At 51.1% G+C, this 17,210-nt stretch carries 13 protein-coding genes; 5 read left to right on the forward strand and 8 right to left on the reverse strand.

Features of this window, described 5'->3' with window-relative positions:
* Positions 1-44: 44 nt before the first annotated feature.
* Complete coding sequence (locus tag AC6I7T_RS05140; protein WP_497792249.1) at positions 45-614, reverse strand: D-glycero-alpha-D-manno-heptose-1,7-bisphosphate 7-phosphatase; 570 nt, start codon at positions 612-614, stop codon at positions 45-47.
* Between the two features lie 299 nt (positions 615-913).
* Here AC6I7T_RS05140 and AC6I7T_RS05145 point away from each other — a divergent pair, with 299 nt between their 5' ends.
* The gene (locus AC6I7T_RS05145; protein WP_497792250.1) at positions 914-1,531 is read left to right on the forward strand and encodes a D-sedoheptulose-7-phosphate isomerase; all 618 of its coding nucleotides are present in this window, start codon (positions 914-916) and stop codon (positions 1,529-1,531) included.
* Positions 1,528-3,024 (forward strand): bifunctional D-glycero-beta-D-manno-heptose-7-phosphate kinase/D-glycero-beta-D-manno-heptose 1-phosphate adenylyltransferase HldE, encoded by a 1,497-nt coding sequence (gene hldE / locus AC6I7T_RS05150; protein WP_497792251.1) that lies wholly within the window; start codon positions 1,528-1,530, stop codon positions 3,022-3,024. The genes AC6I7T_RS05145 and hldE overlap by 4 nt, the downstream gene beginning before the upstream one ends.
* 82 nt (positions 3,025-3,106) lie before the next feature.
* Here the strand turns inward: hldE and AC6I7T_RS05155 are convergent, their stop codons facing one another.
* Positions 3,107-3,562, reverse strand: coding sequence for a nucleoside triphosphate pyrophosphohydrolase family protein (locus AC6I7T_RS05155; RefSeq protein ID WP_497792252.1), 456 nt, complete (start codon positions 3,560-3,562; stop codon positions 3,107-3,109).
* Positions 3,563-4,252: 690 nt separating this feature from the next.
* Here AC6I7T_RS05155 and AC6I7T_RS05160 point away from each other — a divergent pair.
* Together AC6I7T_RS05160 and ispG are read left to right on the forward strand one after the other, a co-directional pair.
* Positions 4,253-7,630: an outer membrane beta-barrel protein gene (locus tag AC6I7T_RS05160; RefSeq protein ID WP_497792253.1), complete on the forward strand. Its 3,378-nt coding sequence runs from the start codon at positions 4,253-4,255 to the stop codon at positions 7,628-7,630.
* Between the two features lie 184 nt (positions 7,631-7,814).
* Positions 7,815-9,065: a flavodoxin-dependent (E)-4-hydroxy-3-methylbut-2-enyl-diphosphate synthase gene (gene ispG / locus AC6I7T_RS05165; protein WP_497792254.1), complete on the forward strand. Its 1,251-nt coding sequence runs from the start codon at positions 7,815-7,817 to the stop codon at positions 9,063-9,065.
* Between the two features lie 188 nt (positions 9,066-9,253).
* Here the strand turns inward: ispG and AC6I7T_RS05170 are convergent, their stop codons facing one another.
* The 3 genes from AC6I7T_RS05170 to thiE are packed head-to-tail and all read right to left on the reverse strand — an operon-like array spanning position 9,254 to position 13,142.
* Positions 9,254-10,888, reverse strand: coding sequence for an amino acid permease (locus AC6I7T_RS05170; protein WP_497792255.1), 1,635 nt, complete (start codon positions 10,886-10,888; stop codon positions 9,254-9,256).
* A 17-nt stretch (positions 10,889-10,905) separates the two neighbouring features.
* On the reverse strand, positions 10,906-12,474 hold the full coding sequence (locus AC6I7T_RS05175; RefSeq protein WP_497792256.1) for an APC family permease: 1,569 nt from the start codon (positions 12,472-12,474) through the stop codon (positions 10,906-10,908).
* Positions 12,471-13,142 (reverse strand): thiamine phosphate synthase, encoded by a 672-nt coding sequence (thiE, locus tag AC6I7T_RS05180; protein WP_497792257.1) that lies wholly within the window; start codon positions 13,140-13,142, stop codon positions 12,471-12,473. The genes AC6I7T_RS05175 and thiE overlap by 4 nt, the downstream gene beginning before the upstream one ends.
* 124 nt (positions 13,143-13,266) lie before the next feature.
* Between thiE and AC6I7T_RS05185 the strand changes: the two genes are divergently transcribed.
* Positions 13,267-14,889 (forward strand): hybrid sensor histidine kinase/response regulator, encoded by a 1,623-nt coding sequence (locus AC6I7T_RS05185; protein ID WP_497792258.1) that lies wholly within the window; start codon positions 13,267-13,269, stop codon positions 14,887-14,889.
* A 75-nt stretch (positions 14,890-14,964) separates the two neighbouring features.
* Here the strand turns inward: AC6I7T_RS05185 and AC6I7T_RS05190 are convergent, their stop codons facing one another.
* The 3 genes from AC6I7T_RS05190 to AC6I7T_RS05200 all read right to left on the reverse strand — a co-directional run bounded on the left by AC6I7T_RS05190 (position 14,965) and on the right by AC6I7T_RS05200 (position 17,195).
* A complete protein-coding gene (locus tag AC6I7T_RS05190; protein ID WP_497792259.1) occupies positions 14,965-15,438 on the reverse strand; it encodes a hypothetical protein in 474 nt (157 codons plus the stop codon).
* 232 nt (positions 15,439-15,670) lie between these two features.
* On the reverse strand, positions 15,671-16,621 hold the full coding sequence (locus AC6I7T_RS05195) for an aldo/keto reductase (protein WP_497792260.1): 951 nt from the start codon (positions 16,619-16,621) through the stop codon (positions 15,671-15,673).
* Between the two features lie 61 nt (positions 16,622-16,682).
* Positions 16,683-17,195 carry a DinB family protein gene (locus tag AC6I7T_RS05200; protein ID WP_497792261.1) on the reverse strand — a complete coding sequence of 171 codons (513 nt, stop codon included), beginning with the start codon at positions 17,193-17,195 and terminating at the stop codon, positions 16,683-16,685.
* Between the last annotated feature and the right edge of the window lie 15 nt (positions 17,196-17,210).

Raw genomic sequence — 17,210 nt, forward strand, 5'->3', positions numbered from 1 at the left:
CTGAATTTGGAGGACACAGTAACGCTGGTTTTGCTCTAAAGCATCTAGTCAATCAGGGACACGGCTTCTACCAGAGAATGACAAACTGCATCGGCAAGCTCGGCAGCCTTCTCTATGCCGGGCTTCTGTCGATCCGGCTCCCCCTGGATGAAGATGCTCTTGATTCCCATTTTCTGTGCCGCTTGAATATCGGAGAGTGAGTCGCCGATCAGGATGCTGTTTTCCGGACGATAGCCGGGAAAATCCTGAAACGCCTGCTTTAGGAGTCCAATCCCCGGTTTACGACACTCACATACATTGCGATCATGAGGGCAGAAGTAAAAGGCGTCAATCCGAGCACCCTGCTTTTCCAGATGCTCCTGGAGCAAACGGTGCATCCCGATCAAATCCTCTTCTGTGTACCGGCCTAAAGCGATTCCCCTCTGGTTGGTCACAACCACGACCTTCTTCCCAGAGCGTTTCAGGGTCTGAATTGCCTCCTCGACCCCGGGAAGAATTACAAACTGGGACCAATTGCTGACATACTCGCCTTCAACGGCTTTCCGATTAATGACCCCATCACGATCAAGAAACACAAAATCCACCTGGGGAAAGCGCGGCCGATCACCCTTCATCTCTGGCAAACCAATTCCTTAAACAGCTGAGAGTTTTCTGTATTGTACGGGATCACTCGATAAAGCCGAAAACCCTTCAAATCACATAATTTAGGCAGCGGCTGAGCACTTTCCCTTCCCCTCGAAAAGAATTCCGGAAATAGGAACGAGTTCCCAATCAGAAAACGGCAACCCGTTGTATACAGAAAATCCGGACCACTGCCGGCACTAACGACCTATTATCCAATTGCTTATCTCGATTCCGAGGACTTTAGGAGTTCATATAGGCCCCGCATAGATTGCGGTGTTCTGGAGATCGAATGTCTTACTCTTCCCTGACTTCCACCATCTTCTTCAGCGCCATAGCCGAGCATCTCTCTGTTATTCAGGCGCTCAATGAGCAAGCTGAAGCGTTCGAGGAGATTGCTCAGTGCATGACTGACGCCATCCTTGCGGGCAAGAAAGTCCTTTGGTGCGGCAACGGAGGAAGTGCAGCAGATTCCCAGCATCTTGCAGCCGAGTTGGTCGGCCGCTTCAGGAGAGAGCGAAAGGGCTTAGCCTCCATTGCTCTCACAACTGATACTTCGATCCTAACGTCAGTCGGCAACGATTACGGATACGAACATGTCTTTCGACGCCAGGTCGAGGCACTGTGCAATTCCGGAGATGTCTTTGTCGGAATCTCAACCTCGGGTAACAGCAAAAATGTCTGCTTAGCCATGGAGTCCGCAGCCAATCTAGGAGCTACAACCGTAGCATTCACCGGGGCAAAGGGCGGCAAGATGGAGGACATGTCCGAATTGAGTATTCGCATTGCCTCCGAAGATACAGCCCGAATTCAAGAGGGACACATCTTGTTCGGACACATGTTATGTGACTGGGTTGAATCTTCCATTTGCAAACACCAAGGAACTGAGTTGGAGAGGAGCACCTTTTGATAGACGATTTGCATGGTGCGGTCAAGGTCATCGAGGAGAAGTGGCAGCAGCTTCGCGTACTGGTTGTCGGCGATGTAATGCTCGACAAATACGTCTGGGGCGAAGTTGAACGCATATCGCCTGAAGCACCTGTTCCAATTGTCCGAGAGACCAGCCAAACACAACGGCCTGGTGGCGCCGCAAACGTTGCAATGAACCTGGCCGGGTTGGGAGCACACGTCACGCTCGCAAGCATTACCGGACAAGATTCCGACCAGCAAAGACTAGAGCAGCTTTTGAAAGAAGCGGGCATCGAACCGCGCCTGGTAACATCTGCAAGCATTCCGACAATCTCCAAGCTTCGAATCCTTAGTGGAAATCAGCAGATACTCCGTCTCGATACGGAAGAGGCACACCTCCCACCTTCATGCGGTTACGATGCACTGCTAAAAACCTTTCGAGAGGAAGCTCCAAAGAGCCATGTAGTCGTGCTTTCCGATTACGCGAAGGGCGTTCTCACGGAGGCCGTTTGCCGCGAAGTAATCGGACTTGCTCGAAATTTGAATATTCCCGTCATCGTCGATCCGAAGGCGAAGAACTTCCTTCAGTATCGAGGCGCAACAACCATCTGCCCCAACCTGACAGAACTCTCCTGGGCAACCGGCGTCTCAAACAAAGATCTGGACGGCATGTTTACTGCCGCCCAATCCAAGCTCTCCGAGTGGGAGCTGGATTATCTGACGATCACAATGAGTGAAAAGGGTATTGCGGTTCTGTCGAAGGATTCCGATTACCGCTCACCAGCAGTTGTCCGCCAGGTATATGACGTCTCCGGTGCGGGAGATACCGTGGTAGCAACGCTGGCGCTCTCTCTTGCAAGCGGACTCCACATTCATACAGCGATACAGCTCGCCAATCGGGCTGCTGGAATTGTGGTAGGCAAAGTTGGTACGGTTCCGATCTATAGAGAAGAATTGATTTCCGCGCTCTCTCCTGAAATTGCCCTTCATGCTCCGGAGAAGGTTCTCAAGCTGGACCGGCTATTGAATCGTGTTGCCTCATGGAGAGCTTCAGGGGAAAAGATCGTCTTTACCAACGGATGCTATGACCTGCTGCATATCGGACACATCACCCTTCTGAATCAGGCACGCATGGAAGGCGACCGTCTTATCGTCGGAATCAACAGCGATGCCTCTGTCCGCCGTCTGAAAGGTCCCACCAGACCAATCGTCGGGGAGAAGGAAAGAGCCAGCATTCTTGCCGCACTTTCCGTGGTGGATGCTGTGGTTATCTTCGATGAACCAACTCCACTCGAACTAGTCAATGCCATCCGACCGAATGTCCTGGTCAAAGGAGGCGACTATCGGGAAGAAACAATTGTTGGAGCCAAAGAGGTCAAATCCTGGGGAGGACGTACGAAGATTGTGCCTATTGTCGAAGGCTTCAGTACAACAAGTCTTATCCAGAAGGCGATTGACCGCGCCCCTGAACACGTGATGGAAACCATTAGCTAACGTTGCAAGGGGAATGCGAATCAGATCTGGAAGTTTATATTCCATTCGGCATCAGGGCGTAAACCCTGATGCCGGAATTGTTTTAGCGCTCGTCTCCTGCGCCGTGAATCGTATTGCGCTGCTTACGCCCTTCCAGTTTGGCGGTATTGGAGGCAATAACCTCCTCCAGCGTGAAATTGTGCTTGCGCAAAAATCGCAGATAATGCGCCACGGTATGCACCGGACCACCGGACAGCAATGCGATCTCTACGAGCGTGTCAATGTCGGCAATAGCATCGGCTGACTGCTTGTCTTCCACCTGCGCAGCCTGAGACCAGATCTCTTTATCACGATGCAGTCTCGCCAGGTACCACAACAGATCTCCAGCTTCTGCAAGCAACTTTTCCGGCGACACCTCACCATCCCGCACGCGGCGTTTCAAAACGCCTGCAACTTCGCCGACTTCACTCAGAAGCCCCAAACGAAGATATTCCTGTTCGCGATCCTTTGGATAAACTGCGGTGGTTTCAGTCCACCGGATATACTCATCAATTGGCACGCCTGGTTCTTTACCTTTCTCTCCTCTGCTCGGCACAGCTTTGAATAGCCTTGAACAGAACGGATTGCTCTTTCTACTTTATAGCCTCTCAGGATCAACTCGAAGAGTCTTCTCAAAGGCGGAAAGATTTCGCAGCCCATGCGTCTCTGAAGCCAATAATTCATATGTGGAATAGTTTCAACAAAAATATAGCTACTCTTCAAAGCCAACATTATCCCACCTCTACAGATGGCAAGCGGATCACATGCACATCGCGCCATTTAGTAAATAGTAATCATTTGTGCTTGACTTGAACGCAAATTAGCCCTAAAGTCACGTATATTATTGATCGTTTTATATCTAAACAATCAATACCAAATTGAGCACATACCCCTTGGACCGTAGGCACAGGCTGTGCAGTACGGATGATCTCGTCATCTTTTCTAACCGGTCCGCCATATGTATTTCTTTTCCGATTGTAGGCACATGGAACAGGCCGAGTCGTAGAGCGCCGTTCTCCAGAGCAATTTAGGTTTCAGTGTAGATAGGACAGCGAGTGACCGTGTGGCCATTCCGTTATGGCGTGGTCGCGCTTCATGGTTCTTGGATGAACTACAGCAGAACCTGAATGCTCCGGGAGACCTTCTGATGTATGACTCAAAGGCCTTTCCTACGGCCGGATCAAGACCCATTTCTTGTGGAGGTGCAGTCGTGAGGCTAGTAACTAGTAAGTCATTATTTGGTGGGTTATTCCTGGCGATACTATATTGCTGTCATCTGTCAGGATTTGCGCAGGAGCTACAGGTTACGATCAGTGGCACTGTTTCCGATCAAGAAAAAGCAGTTATTCCAGGCACCACGGTGATCTTTCATCGTCTAGACACTAATTCCGATGAACGAACGGTCATTACCGACAGCAATGGAAGCTTTGTAGCCACAAACCTTGCTCCATCCACCTACCGGGTTACATTTAAGGCGTCCGGATTTAAATCCTATACGGCTGATAATGTAACGGTACATGTGGCTCAGAAACTGAGCTTGGATGTCACACTACTTCCCGGCTCCGTGTCGGAGAATGTGTTAGTAGAAGCCAATCAGGTAGCACTACAAACGGAAAGTGCCGCTCAGTCTTCCACGATTACCGGGCAGCAGGTGCGAGAGCTGGAGCTAAACAACCGGAACTTCCAACAACTCGTCACCCTACAGCCGGGGGTGGCAAGCAATCTGGGAGACGTTGCCGGATATGGCCTCAACAGTACCACGGACATGGCTGTAAATGGCGTTCGTGGAACCGCAAATAACTGGACTGTCGATGGGGCTGACATCAATGACAGCGGTTCGAATAGCACTCTTCTGAATATTCCCAGTGTCGATGCCATTCAGGAGTTCACGCTGCAGCGAAGCATGTACGATGCCTCCTTCGGACGCAGCGCAGGCGGACAAGTTTTGGTGGCTACCAAATCAGGCACCGATGCCTTCCATGGCGATCTTTACGAATTTGTTCGTAACGACATCCTCAACGCAAATACATATTTCGGTAACCAGCATGGGGATCCTCGCGGCATCCAGCGGTACAACAACTTCGGATTCACTTTAGGAGGTCCCCTCTACATTCCCAAGATCTTCAATAGCAATCGCAAAAAGATGTTCTTCTTCTGGTCGGAGGAGTGGCGTAAGGTCTCTTCACCGTCGACGCTTTCTCTTGCAGCGGCTACTCCAGCAATGATGAATGGAACAATTTCCGGTCCTATATCGGGTGCCCCTGCAGGCTGCAGTAGCTACAATGCCGACACAAAAACAACACAGATCAATCCGAATTGCTTCAGCACGAATGCAAAGGTGTATCTGAATAATATCTTCAGCAAATTCGCCGGAAACTCCAACTCCCGCTATATCTCAACGTATTCAGCACTGGATAACTTTCGGCAGGACATCGTGCGTGCCGATTACAACATCTCCTCGAAATGGAAATTCTATGCCCGTTACATGCACGACTCTCTGCCTTCGAATCGACCCACCGGTCTTTGGGGTGCAGATAACTTTCCCGGAGTCGTAAATGTTGCGCTGCAAGTACCCGGAACCAATGCAGTCGGGAATCTTACCTGGCTGATTTCCCCACGCATGGTCAACGAGCTGGAATTCGCCTACTCTGAAGGCAATATCATCTCAAGCCTTAGCGGACCGGCCGCCGATTCCTCGCTTATCAAGCAGCTGACAAATAATTGGGCCTATACGGATCCGTACAATCGCCTGCCAAGTGTAAGCATTGTCGGTTATACGGGTGTCTCCCAAGGATCGGCTCCTTACCATGAACAGAACCTGGACAGAAATCTCTTCGACAACTTCTCGTGGACGCTAAATAAGCACACCATACGAGCAGGAGCTACTGTCCAATGGATGCTGAAGTCAGAAAACGCGTCGAACGGCGCTGCCAGCTTCAGCTTTAATAGCTGGTCCGATTTCCTGCTCGGTAATGTTGCGGTTTACAGCCAGTCCAATCGCGACATCATACCGGATCTCAAGTACACAAACTTCGAAGGGTACATGCAAGATGACTGGAAGATTGCCCGCAGGCTGACGCTTAATCTTGGTGTCCGCTACAGTTACTTCCCCGGCCCAACTGATACGGCGAACACTCTTAGCAACTTCGATCCGGCACTCTATAGAGCGAATGCTGCACCACTTATCGACCCCGTCACGGGCGACTTCGTCCAAGGCCAAAACATGGTTCCTGCCACCTACGCCAATGGAGTCATCTTCCCCAGCGGTTCAGCCTGCACACAAGCGAAAGCCATCAGCACACAGGTTGCCTGTTCACCTTATGGCGAGCGGGTCAATCCAAACTCGAATAGCAACATTGCTCCTCGATTTGGTTTCGCCTTCGATCCTCGCGGAGACGGACGCTTGGTGATCCGTGGCGGTTACGGTATCTTCTACGACCGCACACTCAACGGAATGTGGGAGCAGAACGCCTTTACCAATCCGCCGTTGGTGCAATCTACCACGATCCAGAATGCCACTTTCGACAAGCCGCTGAGTGGAACGCTAACAACGTCTCTCGGGCCCAACGCACTGGAAATGACCGGAACAACGAAATTAAAAGTTCCCTCATACCAAAGCTATAACCTCTCGATACAACAACAGCTGAACAAAGGAACCTTTTTCGAGGTCGCCTATGTGGGCTCTATGGGGCGACACCTGCTAGGAGAGATCGATCTAAACCAACCAACCCTGGGAGTTCGTGCAGCGAATCCCACCGCAAACGTGAACGCAGTCAGACCTTACCTGGGTTATGCACGCATCAAGGACCGGCTCAGCACCTACATCAGCAATTACAACTCCTTGCAGCTCTCTCTGAATCATCATGTAACCAATAACCTCACGATCAATGCGGCTTACACCTGGTCAAAGGTACTCAGCAACAGTGTGTCGGATCGTGATACCGCGAACAATAACACTTATGATCTGCGGGCCAGCTATGGACCGACGACATACAACGAACCGCAAATTTTCATTGTGAACTACGTCTACGATCTTCCCTTCTTTAAGGAGCAACGAGGCCTCCGTGGACATCTGCTAGGAGGCTGGGAGGTCTCGGGCATCACCACGATACGATCGGGCTTTTCCGCTTCCGCTGTTCAAGCCATCGATCCTTTTGCCTGCACTACCGATGACGCCGGAGCCTGCATCGCCGGTAGCGCTGCAAATACCTATCCAGGTGGCCTGGGAATGGGACAGCTCAACACCTCCGTTCAGGTCATGGCCGACCAGGTAGCACCAACGAGGCTGAAAAAATCCACGACGCAATGGTTTGATCCGGCTTCCTTCGCTACGGCAGTTGGCCATTTCGGTTCGGCCAAGGTAGGAAGTGTACTCGGCCCCGGTCAGCACAACTGGGACATTGGAGCTATCAAGAACATCAAGATTGGCGAACGTTACAGCCTGCAGATACGTGGTGAATTCTTTAATGCCTTCAACCATACCAACCCGAGTACGGTCGATATGAGCATCTCCGACACGACTTTCGGACAAGTCACCGACACGCATAACCCGAGAAACATCCAATTAGGAACCAAGCTGTACTTTTAGGACATTAAGTATTCCGGAGGTCTGGAGCATGCTTTCGAGCGCGCTCCAGGCTTTCGGTCGTCGGGCGAATCAGCCTCAGATCTGCTCGAACCTTGTTATGATCCCCTATTCCCTTTAATTTCATAGACTTCCAAGAGCCCTACCCCTTGCTTCTCTGGCCTTGTAAACTGTATATGAGGTAGCCATGCCAGAAATTCAACGTAGGAAGACTGTTACCGTCCAGATCGGTCAAGTACGAGTCGGCTCGGATTTCCCCGTAGTCGTTCAGTCGATGACGAACACCGACACCGCTGACGCGCAGTCTACGATTCAACAAGTTGCAGCCTTGGCCGCTGCGGGCTCGGAGATTGTTCGTGTCACAGTCAACAATGATGAAGCAGCTCAGGCTGTTCCTCATATTGTCGAAGGCTTAGCCAAGCTCGGCGTCAATGTTCCGATTGTTGGAGACTTTCACTATAACGGGCACCTCCTGCTCAAGAAGTATCCCGCCTGTGCGCAGGCACTCTCCAAGTACCGCATTAATCCCGGTAACGTCTCCATTGGCCGCAAGGATGACGACAATTTCCGGACAATGATCGAATGCGCGGTATCAAATAATAAGCCGGTCCGCATTGGTGTTAACTGGGGATCGCTCGACCAGTCACTTCTCACGAAGATGATGGACGAGAATTCAAAACGAGAGCATCCGTTACCGGCACGCGAAATCATGATGGAAGCCATGATCACGAGCGCTCTCCACTCCGCCGAACTAGCTGAGAAGTATGGTCTGCGCCACAATCAGATCATTCTGTCGGCTAAGGTTTCGGGAGTACGTGATCTGATTGATGTCTACACCTCGCTGGCAGCGCGTTGCGATTATCCGCTCCATCTGGGCCTGACTGAAGCAGGAATGAGCATGAAAGGCATTGTGGCCTCCACTGCAGGCCTTGCTCCGTTGCTATTGCAGGGTATTGGAGACACGATCCGCGCTTCGCTCACACCGAAGCCCAATGGAGATCGCACCGAAGAGGTTCACTGTGCACAGCAGATTCTGCAATCGCTCTCGATTCGCAGCTTCACTCCGCAGGTTACGGCCTGCCCCGGATGCGGACGCACGACCAGTACCTTCTTCCAGGAGCTTGCGCAGCAGATCCAGAACTATCTCCGCGACTCCATGCCGGTGTGGCGCCAGCAGTATCCCGGTGTCGAAGAGCTGAAACTCGCGGTGATGGGCTGCGTGGTTAACGGTCCTGGCGAATCCAAGCATGCGAATATCGGAATTTCGCTTCCCGGTACCTTCGAAGAGCCGAAGGCTCCGGTTTTCGTCGATGGCCGTCTGATGACGACGCTCCGTGGCGATACGATTGTCAGCGACTTCAAAAAGATCCTCGACGAGTACGTGCAGAACCGGTATGGCTCGGCACAAGAAAAACCCTCTCTCGTAGAAGTTCACTAAAGCAATTCTTGTAGCCCAACAGAAAGGCCGCCCTTTACGGACGGCCTTTCTGTTTTGAGGCTTACCCTGCAAGTTAGAGCAAAACCAGCGTTACTATGTCCTACCCAAATTCCGCGATGTGCAGGTTTTCTCGACGGAAAACCTGCGTAGGGAGTTGTGGCTCGGGATACACCTACGCTGGTTTTGCTCTAGATCTTGACCTGCTGCTCAACGGACTCTGAAACAAGCCGCTGAACCTTGCTGTGCTTAATGGAATAGGTGAAGTAAACGACCAATCCTATTAGCAACCACACGATCAAACGAACCCAATTGACCCAACCAAGCTTGTACATCATGTAGCCATTGAATGCGATACCAAGTATCGGCACGATCGGAAGCAGTCCATTGAAATAGATACCGGGAGTGCGGAAGGGGCGCCCCTGCTCCGGATTGGTATAACGCAAGATGGTAACGGCTATACAGACGATGATGAAGGCAAGCAAAGTTCCGATGTTCACCATCTTGCCGATATCGTCAATTGGAGTAGTACTTCCCACTACAGCCGCGAGCAAGCCCGCAAGAATTGTGCTCTTCCAGGGAGTACGGAACTTAGGATGGACAGCAGCGAAGAACTTCTTCGGCAGTAATCCATCGACCGCCATTGCATAGAGCACACGTGATTGCCCAAGAAGCATAACCAACATCACGCTAGTTAATCCGGCCAGAGCACCAACGGTGATGATGTCGGCAGCCCACCCCAGATTGCGATCCAGGAAAGCCCGGGCAATTGGAGCTTCGATGTTTACCTGATGCCATGGCACCATACCGGTCAGTACCGCTGCTACGCCGATGTAAAGCAGAGTACAGATGAGGAGCGAAGCAATGATGCCGATCGGCAGATCGCGTTGAGGGTTCCTTGCCTCCTGGGCGGTAGTGGACACTGCGTCAAATCCGATATACGAGAAGAAGATGTATCCGGCAGCAGTTCCAATTCCAGAAAATCCCTGCGGCGCGAAAGCAGACCAGCTATGTCCCCAGTTGGCTGTATTTACATAATGGAAGCCAAGGGCCAGAACAAAGAAGACAACTCCGACCTTGAGAATCACGATTCCGGCGTTGAACTTGGCACTCTCTTTAATGCCAACGACCAGAATCACCGTGATCAGGAGAGCAATAATGAATGCCGGAAGGTTCACCCCAATCTCCACGCCGAAAATATGCGGAGCACCTAGCAGAGTGTGGGAACGAGAGATTAGTTCGGCAGTGGGATGATCTTTGAGAAATTTAAGTGCTTCGAGGAAAGAAGAAGAACCGGGAGTAAGATCTGGACGGCTGGCGGTGAGTATCTCTCGCGCCACTGTATCAGTTGCACTTCGCAGGCCCGTCCAATGATCATAGGAGAGCCAGAGCGGTAGCCTGATATGAAAGATCTCCAGAAACTCGACAAAGTGATTGGACCACCCGGAGGAGACTGTCGAAGCTCCCATGGCGTATTCCAGCGTTAAATCCCATCCGATGATCCAGGCAAAAAGTTCCCCCAGCGTTGCGTAGGCATACGTGTAGGCCGAACCGGCGAGCGGAATCATTGCTGCGAATTCCGCATAGCAAAGACCGGCAAAGGCGCACCCCAGTCCGGAGAGGACAAAGGAAAGCATGAGCCCCGGACCCGCGTAATGTGCACCTAATCCGGAGAGAACAAAGATTCCTGCACCGATCACAGCACCAATACCAAGAGAGGTGAGCGATAAAGCTCCGAGAGCACGTTTTAGCTGGTGCTCTCCCCCTTCTGCTTGGGCCTCGGCAATCAGCATCTTGAGAGGCTTCGTCGCCAGCAGATTTGACATCTTTATGGACAGTCTCCTTAAGAAGTTTTTCGGGATTGCTTTGTTCTAAGGTTCCAGACGAAATAAACCGGAACTCCGAGTAGGACGATGATGAGGCCCGGCCAGGTGTATTGCGGCTTATAGCGCAGCAGTACGATGCTTACCCAGGCAGCCATGCAGATATAGACCAGAGGAAGGACGGGATATCCAATGGCACGGTAAGGGCGCTCTGCTTCCGGACGTTTACGGCGTAGTACAAAAAGGCTGGTTATCGTAACGATGTAGAACAACAACTGCGCAAAGATAGTGTAATCGAGCAGCTGGCCATAAGAGCCGGAGAGGCACAGCAGGCTGGTCCACACCCCCTGAACGAGCAAGGCAACTACCGGGGTCCGGTATTTTGGGTGAAGCCGACCGGCAGCCTTGAAAAACAAACCGTTCTGGCTCATTGCATAATAGACACGCGCACCGGCCAGACTCAGTCCATTCGCGCAGCCAAAGGTGGAAATTAGAATTGCCAGGGCCATCAGATAGGCGCCTTTGCTCTGAAAGATCTGAGCCAGAACTGCCGTAGCCACACGGTCTTCCGAGGCATATTGGATTCCCCGCGCAAAGGCCGTCGCACCATTCGGATCCCCATGCAGAGGCAAGGCACACAGGTAAACAAAGTTGGCCAAGATGTAGACAGCAAGAACCATTCCCGTGCCGAGAACCAAAGAGAGTGGCAAATTACGCTTCGGATTCTTTACTTCACCAGCAGTGAAGGTAATGTTGTTCCAGGCATCCGCCGAAAAAAGCGAACCAACTTGAACCACAGCCAGAATCGAGAAGATGCTTACTAGAACGGTAGGCCCACCGGTCCCGAGGGTGATGGGATGCAAGATGGACAGTGAGGCATTATGCCAGAAGGCATGCCAGCCTTGACCAAAATTAGCTGCAATTGCAGCAGGGTTACGGCCAAAAGCAAAGCCTATCAGGATCAGGCCAAATAAAGCAGCCATCTTTGCTGTCGTAAAGATGTTCTGAACTAAGGCTCCTGTCTTCACTCCAAAAATGTTCAGGACAGCCAGGAAAAGGATGATCAGAATAGCAACCAGATTGGCGGTATTCAGACCAATCTCCATGTTTCCCAAAACCATGGAGCCCACATGCCATGCGGGAACATGTCCGATATGCCATATCCAGCGGTTCGAAGAGATCGCGGGGAAAAAGACCCCCAGGAACTTGGCGAATGCTACCGCAACCGCAGCGATAGTTCCTGCCTGGATGACAAGAAAGAGGGTCCATCCATAGAGGAATCCAAGCAGCGGACCAAACGCTTCGCGAAGATAGACATATTGACCACCGGCCTGAGGCATCATCGCCGCCAGCTCACCATAGCTAAGCGCGCCGATGGTCGTCATGAGGGCTGTAATGAGCCAGGCCCCGACAAAGAGTGCCGGGGAGTCAACGCCCCGGGCAATGTCCGCAGCAACTATAAAGATTCCGGATCCGACCATGGACCCCATCACGATAGTGGTGGAGCTAAACAGACCAAGGCCGCGGACGAGTTGAGAACTTTCAGAGGAAACAACGCTACCGTTGGAAGTCTGAGAAGATATCGTCACTTGTTGATTGTTCTACCTGAAATCCCGAAATAAAGAAACTCTTCTATCTTTTTCGCGGGATTTGAACTCGCAAAGATTGCCGAGATCACCGCAACCGAATCTGCCCCTGCTTCGAGAACGGACATTGCCTTCTCCAAACCGATTCCACCGATGGCTACCAAGGGCTTTGAAGTTAAAGATCGAGCCATCCGAACCCCCTCGAGGCCAACTACCGGATCGGGATTCAGCTTTGAAGTAGTTTCGAAGACCGGACCGATGGCTACATAATCAGCAACCGAGACAATCGCCTGCTGCAACTGTTCCCTATTATGGGTAGACACACCCACAATCTTGTTCACTCCAACCACGCGACGAGCCGATTCCGGCGAAAGATCTGTCTGACCAACGTGAACCCCATCGAAATCAGCGAGCACAGCCAAATCGGCACGGTCATTCAAGATGAGCTTCACTCGCCCTTTGGGCAGTATCTCGCGCAATAGACGAGCATCGTCCAATTGCTGACGATCGCTTCCCTTCTTATTCCGATATTGAAGCAAGGTTATCCCTGCATTGAGAAGACTCGAAGCTAGACTTCGAAGGCAGGATTCGCGGCTCTCTACCGGAAGAAAGGCATCGTCAAGAATCGGATAGAGTTGCGGCAGTTGAAGCATACTTCGAGAGTAACGCAACAATCCCGAAATGGCTCCTGGGCAAGGTTGCTTCTGCAGTATTTCTGTATGGATCTCTGCCCTACATGGAATCGCTTGAGGTACACTGTGTTGTTTTTATGCACGCGAGAGTGAAGGACGATTCATGCTAACGGACAGCCAATTTCCTCATACCGGACAGGAGGAAACGTACTTTGCACCTGCTAAAAGGGCCCGGTATGAAGAACTGGCGAAGCAGGTCCGTCGTTCCATGAGCGATCCTTGTATCCGGGTTGTCTTACAAGCAGTTGATGGCTTTCTCGTTATCCTTAACAGCGAACGCCAGATCCTCAGCGCAAATCAAGAATTCCTGGACGCGCTCCACATTGAGACTCCCGATTGCGTAGTGGGACTTCGTCCTGGTGAAGCACTCAATTGTCTGCACTTTACAGAAGGTCCCAGTGGATGCGGAACTTCGGAACACTGCAAGACCTGTGGTGCAGTCCTCTCCATCCTGGCAGCTCAGTTCAAACAAAAACAGGTGCTCGGAGAATGCCATCTCTCAGTACTAAACGAAGGAAAGCTTGAAGCGAGAGACTTCCGTGTTCGCTGTACACCACTAACAATTCGTGGAGAAAAGCTTCTCGCCTTTGTGCTCAACGACATCAGTTCCAGCAAGAGGCGGGAAATCCTGGAGGAAACTTTCCTTCACGATCTATTGAACGCAATTGGAGGCATCGAAGGCTGGAGCAGCCTACTCGACAAGCTGGACGTTAAGACAGCCGCAAACGAAATTCTCTCTCTGGTGGGAAGCCTCAAGGAAGAAGTGCTTAGTCAGCGTACTTTGCTGGAAGCTGAAAAAGGTATCCTCTCGATTCATAGAATTAAGTGTGAAGTATCCGAGGTATTGTCTCGAATTCAGGTCCTTTTCGATTCCCACCCTGCAGCGCGAGACAAAAAAATTGAGATAGCGCATCCCGCCGAAAAAACATTCTTTTACTCAGATCTTTCTCTACTTCTCCGAGTATTGGTTAACATGGTTAAGAACGCTCTGGAAGCGAGCAGCCCCGGAGATACAATACGTATTTGGTTCGAATGGGATGGCAGGCAACCCCGGTTTGTCGTACACAATCAGGGAGCCATTCCACAAGAAGTCCAAACACGCATCTTCGAACGCTCCTTTAGCACAAAGGCAGCACGAGGACGCGGGATTGGCACGTATAGCATGAAACTCTTTGGCGAAAACTATCTAGGCGGCAAGGTACGCTTTAGTACAAGTACAGCCCAAGGGACCAACTTCTCGATCACCTTGCCTCAAGAAGGAGATGACGAGAAGACCAACGGAGGCACCAATCCCGCTCCACGACCTGCTCGCTTCAATGGAAAGCATCTGCTGCTTGTAGAAGATGAAGAAGCCCTGCTTAGGCTGGGCACTCTTTTTCTTCAGCAACTGGGCTTTACCATAACACCTTGCCGGAGAGGAACAGAGGCTCTCTCTGCCTTCCGTAAATCTCCGGGCAGCTTCGATGTTTGCATAACCGATCTCTCCATGCCGGAGATGGATGGAATAGAGCTATCCAGACAACTCCAGGCGATTCGTCCCAACTTTCCCATCATCCTCTCTACAGGTTTCGGGGAAGATCTGACCAAAGGAGAGGCTACATCAGGAATTCAGGCAGTCATGCATAAGCCCTTTACCATGCAGGACCTTGTCACTGTGCTACAAAATGCCTTGAGTTTACAATCTGCAACAGCCCAAAAGATTGTGCCAATTGACAAACCGGAATAACACCGCTCACCTGCCGCAAATTCCCTTTCCTATCGCAGGGTTCCAGATACCCTGCATCTACGGGATTCTCTTACTCTAGAATTCCAGTTTGGGCGCTGGCTGATCTACCCCAACACATCCTACGGAAATGTCGGCTATGTAATAATTCTCGCCTTTCATTTTTGCTCCGGATAGATGCCGTAGCATAGCAAGTTGCCCGGTATGAGTAAGAGCGTCAGCAACCGGACCTTGAAAGAGTTGTTCGCATGGAACATGCACGGTATTCCCGGAGGCCAGATAGTCATCAAGCTTTTTCAAGGAAGCGAAGAAGCGCTCTGCCTCCTCAGTCCATGGCAGAGGCTTGGAATTATGCCACTGTTGATTACCCTCGGCCAGAGAGAGAGCCCAATCCATCAAATCTCCCATATGAGCCAAAACCTCGACCGTTGTGCGTTCTGTTTCGCAGCTCTGAAAAGAACCAAACGACGGAGTAGCATTGTGAAGAGCTTTAGCCGCTCTATAGGCCAAGGTGGCCAGTGTATGTCGAAGGAAAGTACGCGTATCGTCCATTATGTCTCCAAACTTATTCGACTCTCAAGTAATACTACATACATTTAGCTTTTCATGAATAATTCAGACCATATATATCAGTCAAAGTTACCCATCTATTCAATTCACAGCTTTGGAGTTCCGCCCCGCGTAATCTCAACCTCGAAAACCGGAGAACACCCGCAGAGGAAGGATTCTCCGGTATACCAATCATGTTATGGCTTTATTCCAAAGCCTCACTTACACAACAACGCTACCAGGCACTTGCGGTACTTAATCTGTCGATCGAAGCCTTATCGAGCTGAAGTTCGGTAGCCTTAACCAGCTCCTGTAACTGCTGATCGTTTGTTGCGCTAGCGATAGCAGAAGTAATTCCGGGCTGAGCCACAAGCCAGGCAAGAGCAACGCGAGCCGGAGTAGCATTCAGATTCCGAGCTACCTCCACCAGGACATCCAGTACCTGAAGGTTCTTCTCGTTCATATAGCGTCCCGCCAATGAGCCGCGAGCTTTGTCCTTCAGATCCTCCTGGCTACGGTATTTCCCCGTCAGGAAACCTGAAGCCAAAGAGAAATATGGAATCACACCAAGCCCAAACTTCTTCACTACGGGAGCCAGATCAGATTCGTAACTCTTCCGTTCCACCAGATTATAGTGAGGCTGCAGTGTCTGGTAGCTTGGGAGATTGCGACTCTTGCTGACTTCCATCGCTTCAGCGAGACGTGTTCCCGAATAATTGGAGGCTCCAAGGAAACGGATCTTTCCTTGCTCAATTAACTTCTGGTAGGTCCCCATTGTTTCTTCAATCGGGACACTCTCGTCGTCAGAGTGCGATTGATATAGATCGATGTAATCCGTCTGCAGACGGCGAAGCGAGTCTTCTACAGCACCTTGAATGTATCTAGAAGAGAGCCCCACCTTTTCTTCGCCCATCTCCTTGCCGACCTTTGTCGCAAGGATCACCTGTGAACGCTTTCCGCTGCGGGCAAACCACCTTCCGATGATCGTTTCGGACTCTCCCCCGGTATTGCCAGGAGCCCATCGAGAATAAACATCAGCTGTATCGACAAAATTCAGACCAAGGTCCAGCGCAGAATCCAACTGTCGAAAGGAATCGGATTCATTCAGTGTCCAACCATATACGTTCCCTCCCAGAGTGATGAGAGGTACTTCAAGTCCAGTACTGCCAAGTTTCCGCTTCAGCATATTTCTCCTGATGCAAAAGAGGTCGTCAAGACACAAGACCGGACAACCTCACAACGTCTCTCTATGAGGGCATCTCGTCCGCAGAAGGACCATAGGGCCCAGGAACCGGGATATTGTTCAAACGCAGATAAACACCAAGCTGCGCACGATGATGAATCATATGGCTGAAAACCCAGGTTCGCACAACTTCCGAGCGCGGAGAGTCAATAACATTCTGGCCCTGCCAACTCATCGTCCAGCGCTTCCCCATCGCTTCATCGGTTGTTTGTTCAAGAAGCTGACGTGCTTTTTCGAGGTCTCCGTCGAACTTCTGAAGAACCTGCTGGCGAGTGGTTGGACGGAAAGGCTCAAAAAGCGGCTTCCCCTCAGCATCGGTTAAGACCAGAGACTCACGACTGAAAATATGAATTGCCCAATCAGGAATCTCGGCAATATGCCCTGCAAGGTTTCCGAGCAGCATGGATTTCTCATGCGGCTTCCAAGTGAATTTGTTTTCGGGAATCAGTTCAAGAAACTTACGGGTTGCAGCCATTTCACGATCAAACTCAGGAATGAGTTGCTGCGCTAGCGACATAAAGCACCTCTGACG

It is taken from the genome of Humiphilus diazotrophicus (assembly GCF_059726315.1).

Coding starts and splice junctions, on each gene's coding strand:
- AC6I7T_RS05145 (WP_497792250.1), top strand. CDS start 914: ATGTCTTACTCTTCCCTGACTTCCACCATCTTCTTCAGCGCCATAGCC.
- ispG (WP_497792254.1), top strand. CDS start 7,815: ATGCCAGAAATTCAACGTAGGAAGACTGTTACCGTCCAGATCGGTCAA.
- AC6I7T_RS05170 (WP_497792255.1), bottom strand. CDS start 10,888: ATGTCAAATCTGCTGGCGACGAAGCCTCTCAAGATGCTGATTGCCGAG.
- AC6I7T_RS05195 (WP_497792260.1), bottom strand. CDS start 16,621: ATGCTGAAGCGGAAACTTGGCAGTACTGGACTTGAAGTACCTCTCATC.
- AC6I7T_RS05185 (WP_497792258.1), top strand. CDS start 13,267: ATGCTAACGGACAGCCAATTTCCTCATACCGGACAGGAGGAAACGTAC.
- AC6I7T_RS05190 (WP_497792259.1), bottom strand. CDS start 15,438: ATGGACGATACGCGTACTTTCCTTCGACATACACTGGCCACCTTGGCC.
- AC6I7T_RS05140 (WP_497792249.1), bottom strand. CDS start 614: ATGAAGGGTGATCGGCCGCGCTTTCCCCAGGTGGATTTTGTGTTTCTT.
- AC6I7T_RS05200 (WP_497792261.1), bottom strand. CDS start 17,195: ATGTCGCTAGCGCAGCAACTCATTCCTGAGTTTGATCGTGAAATGGCT.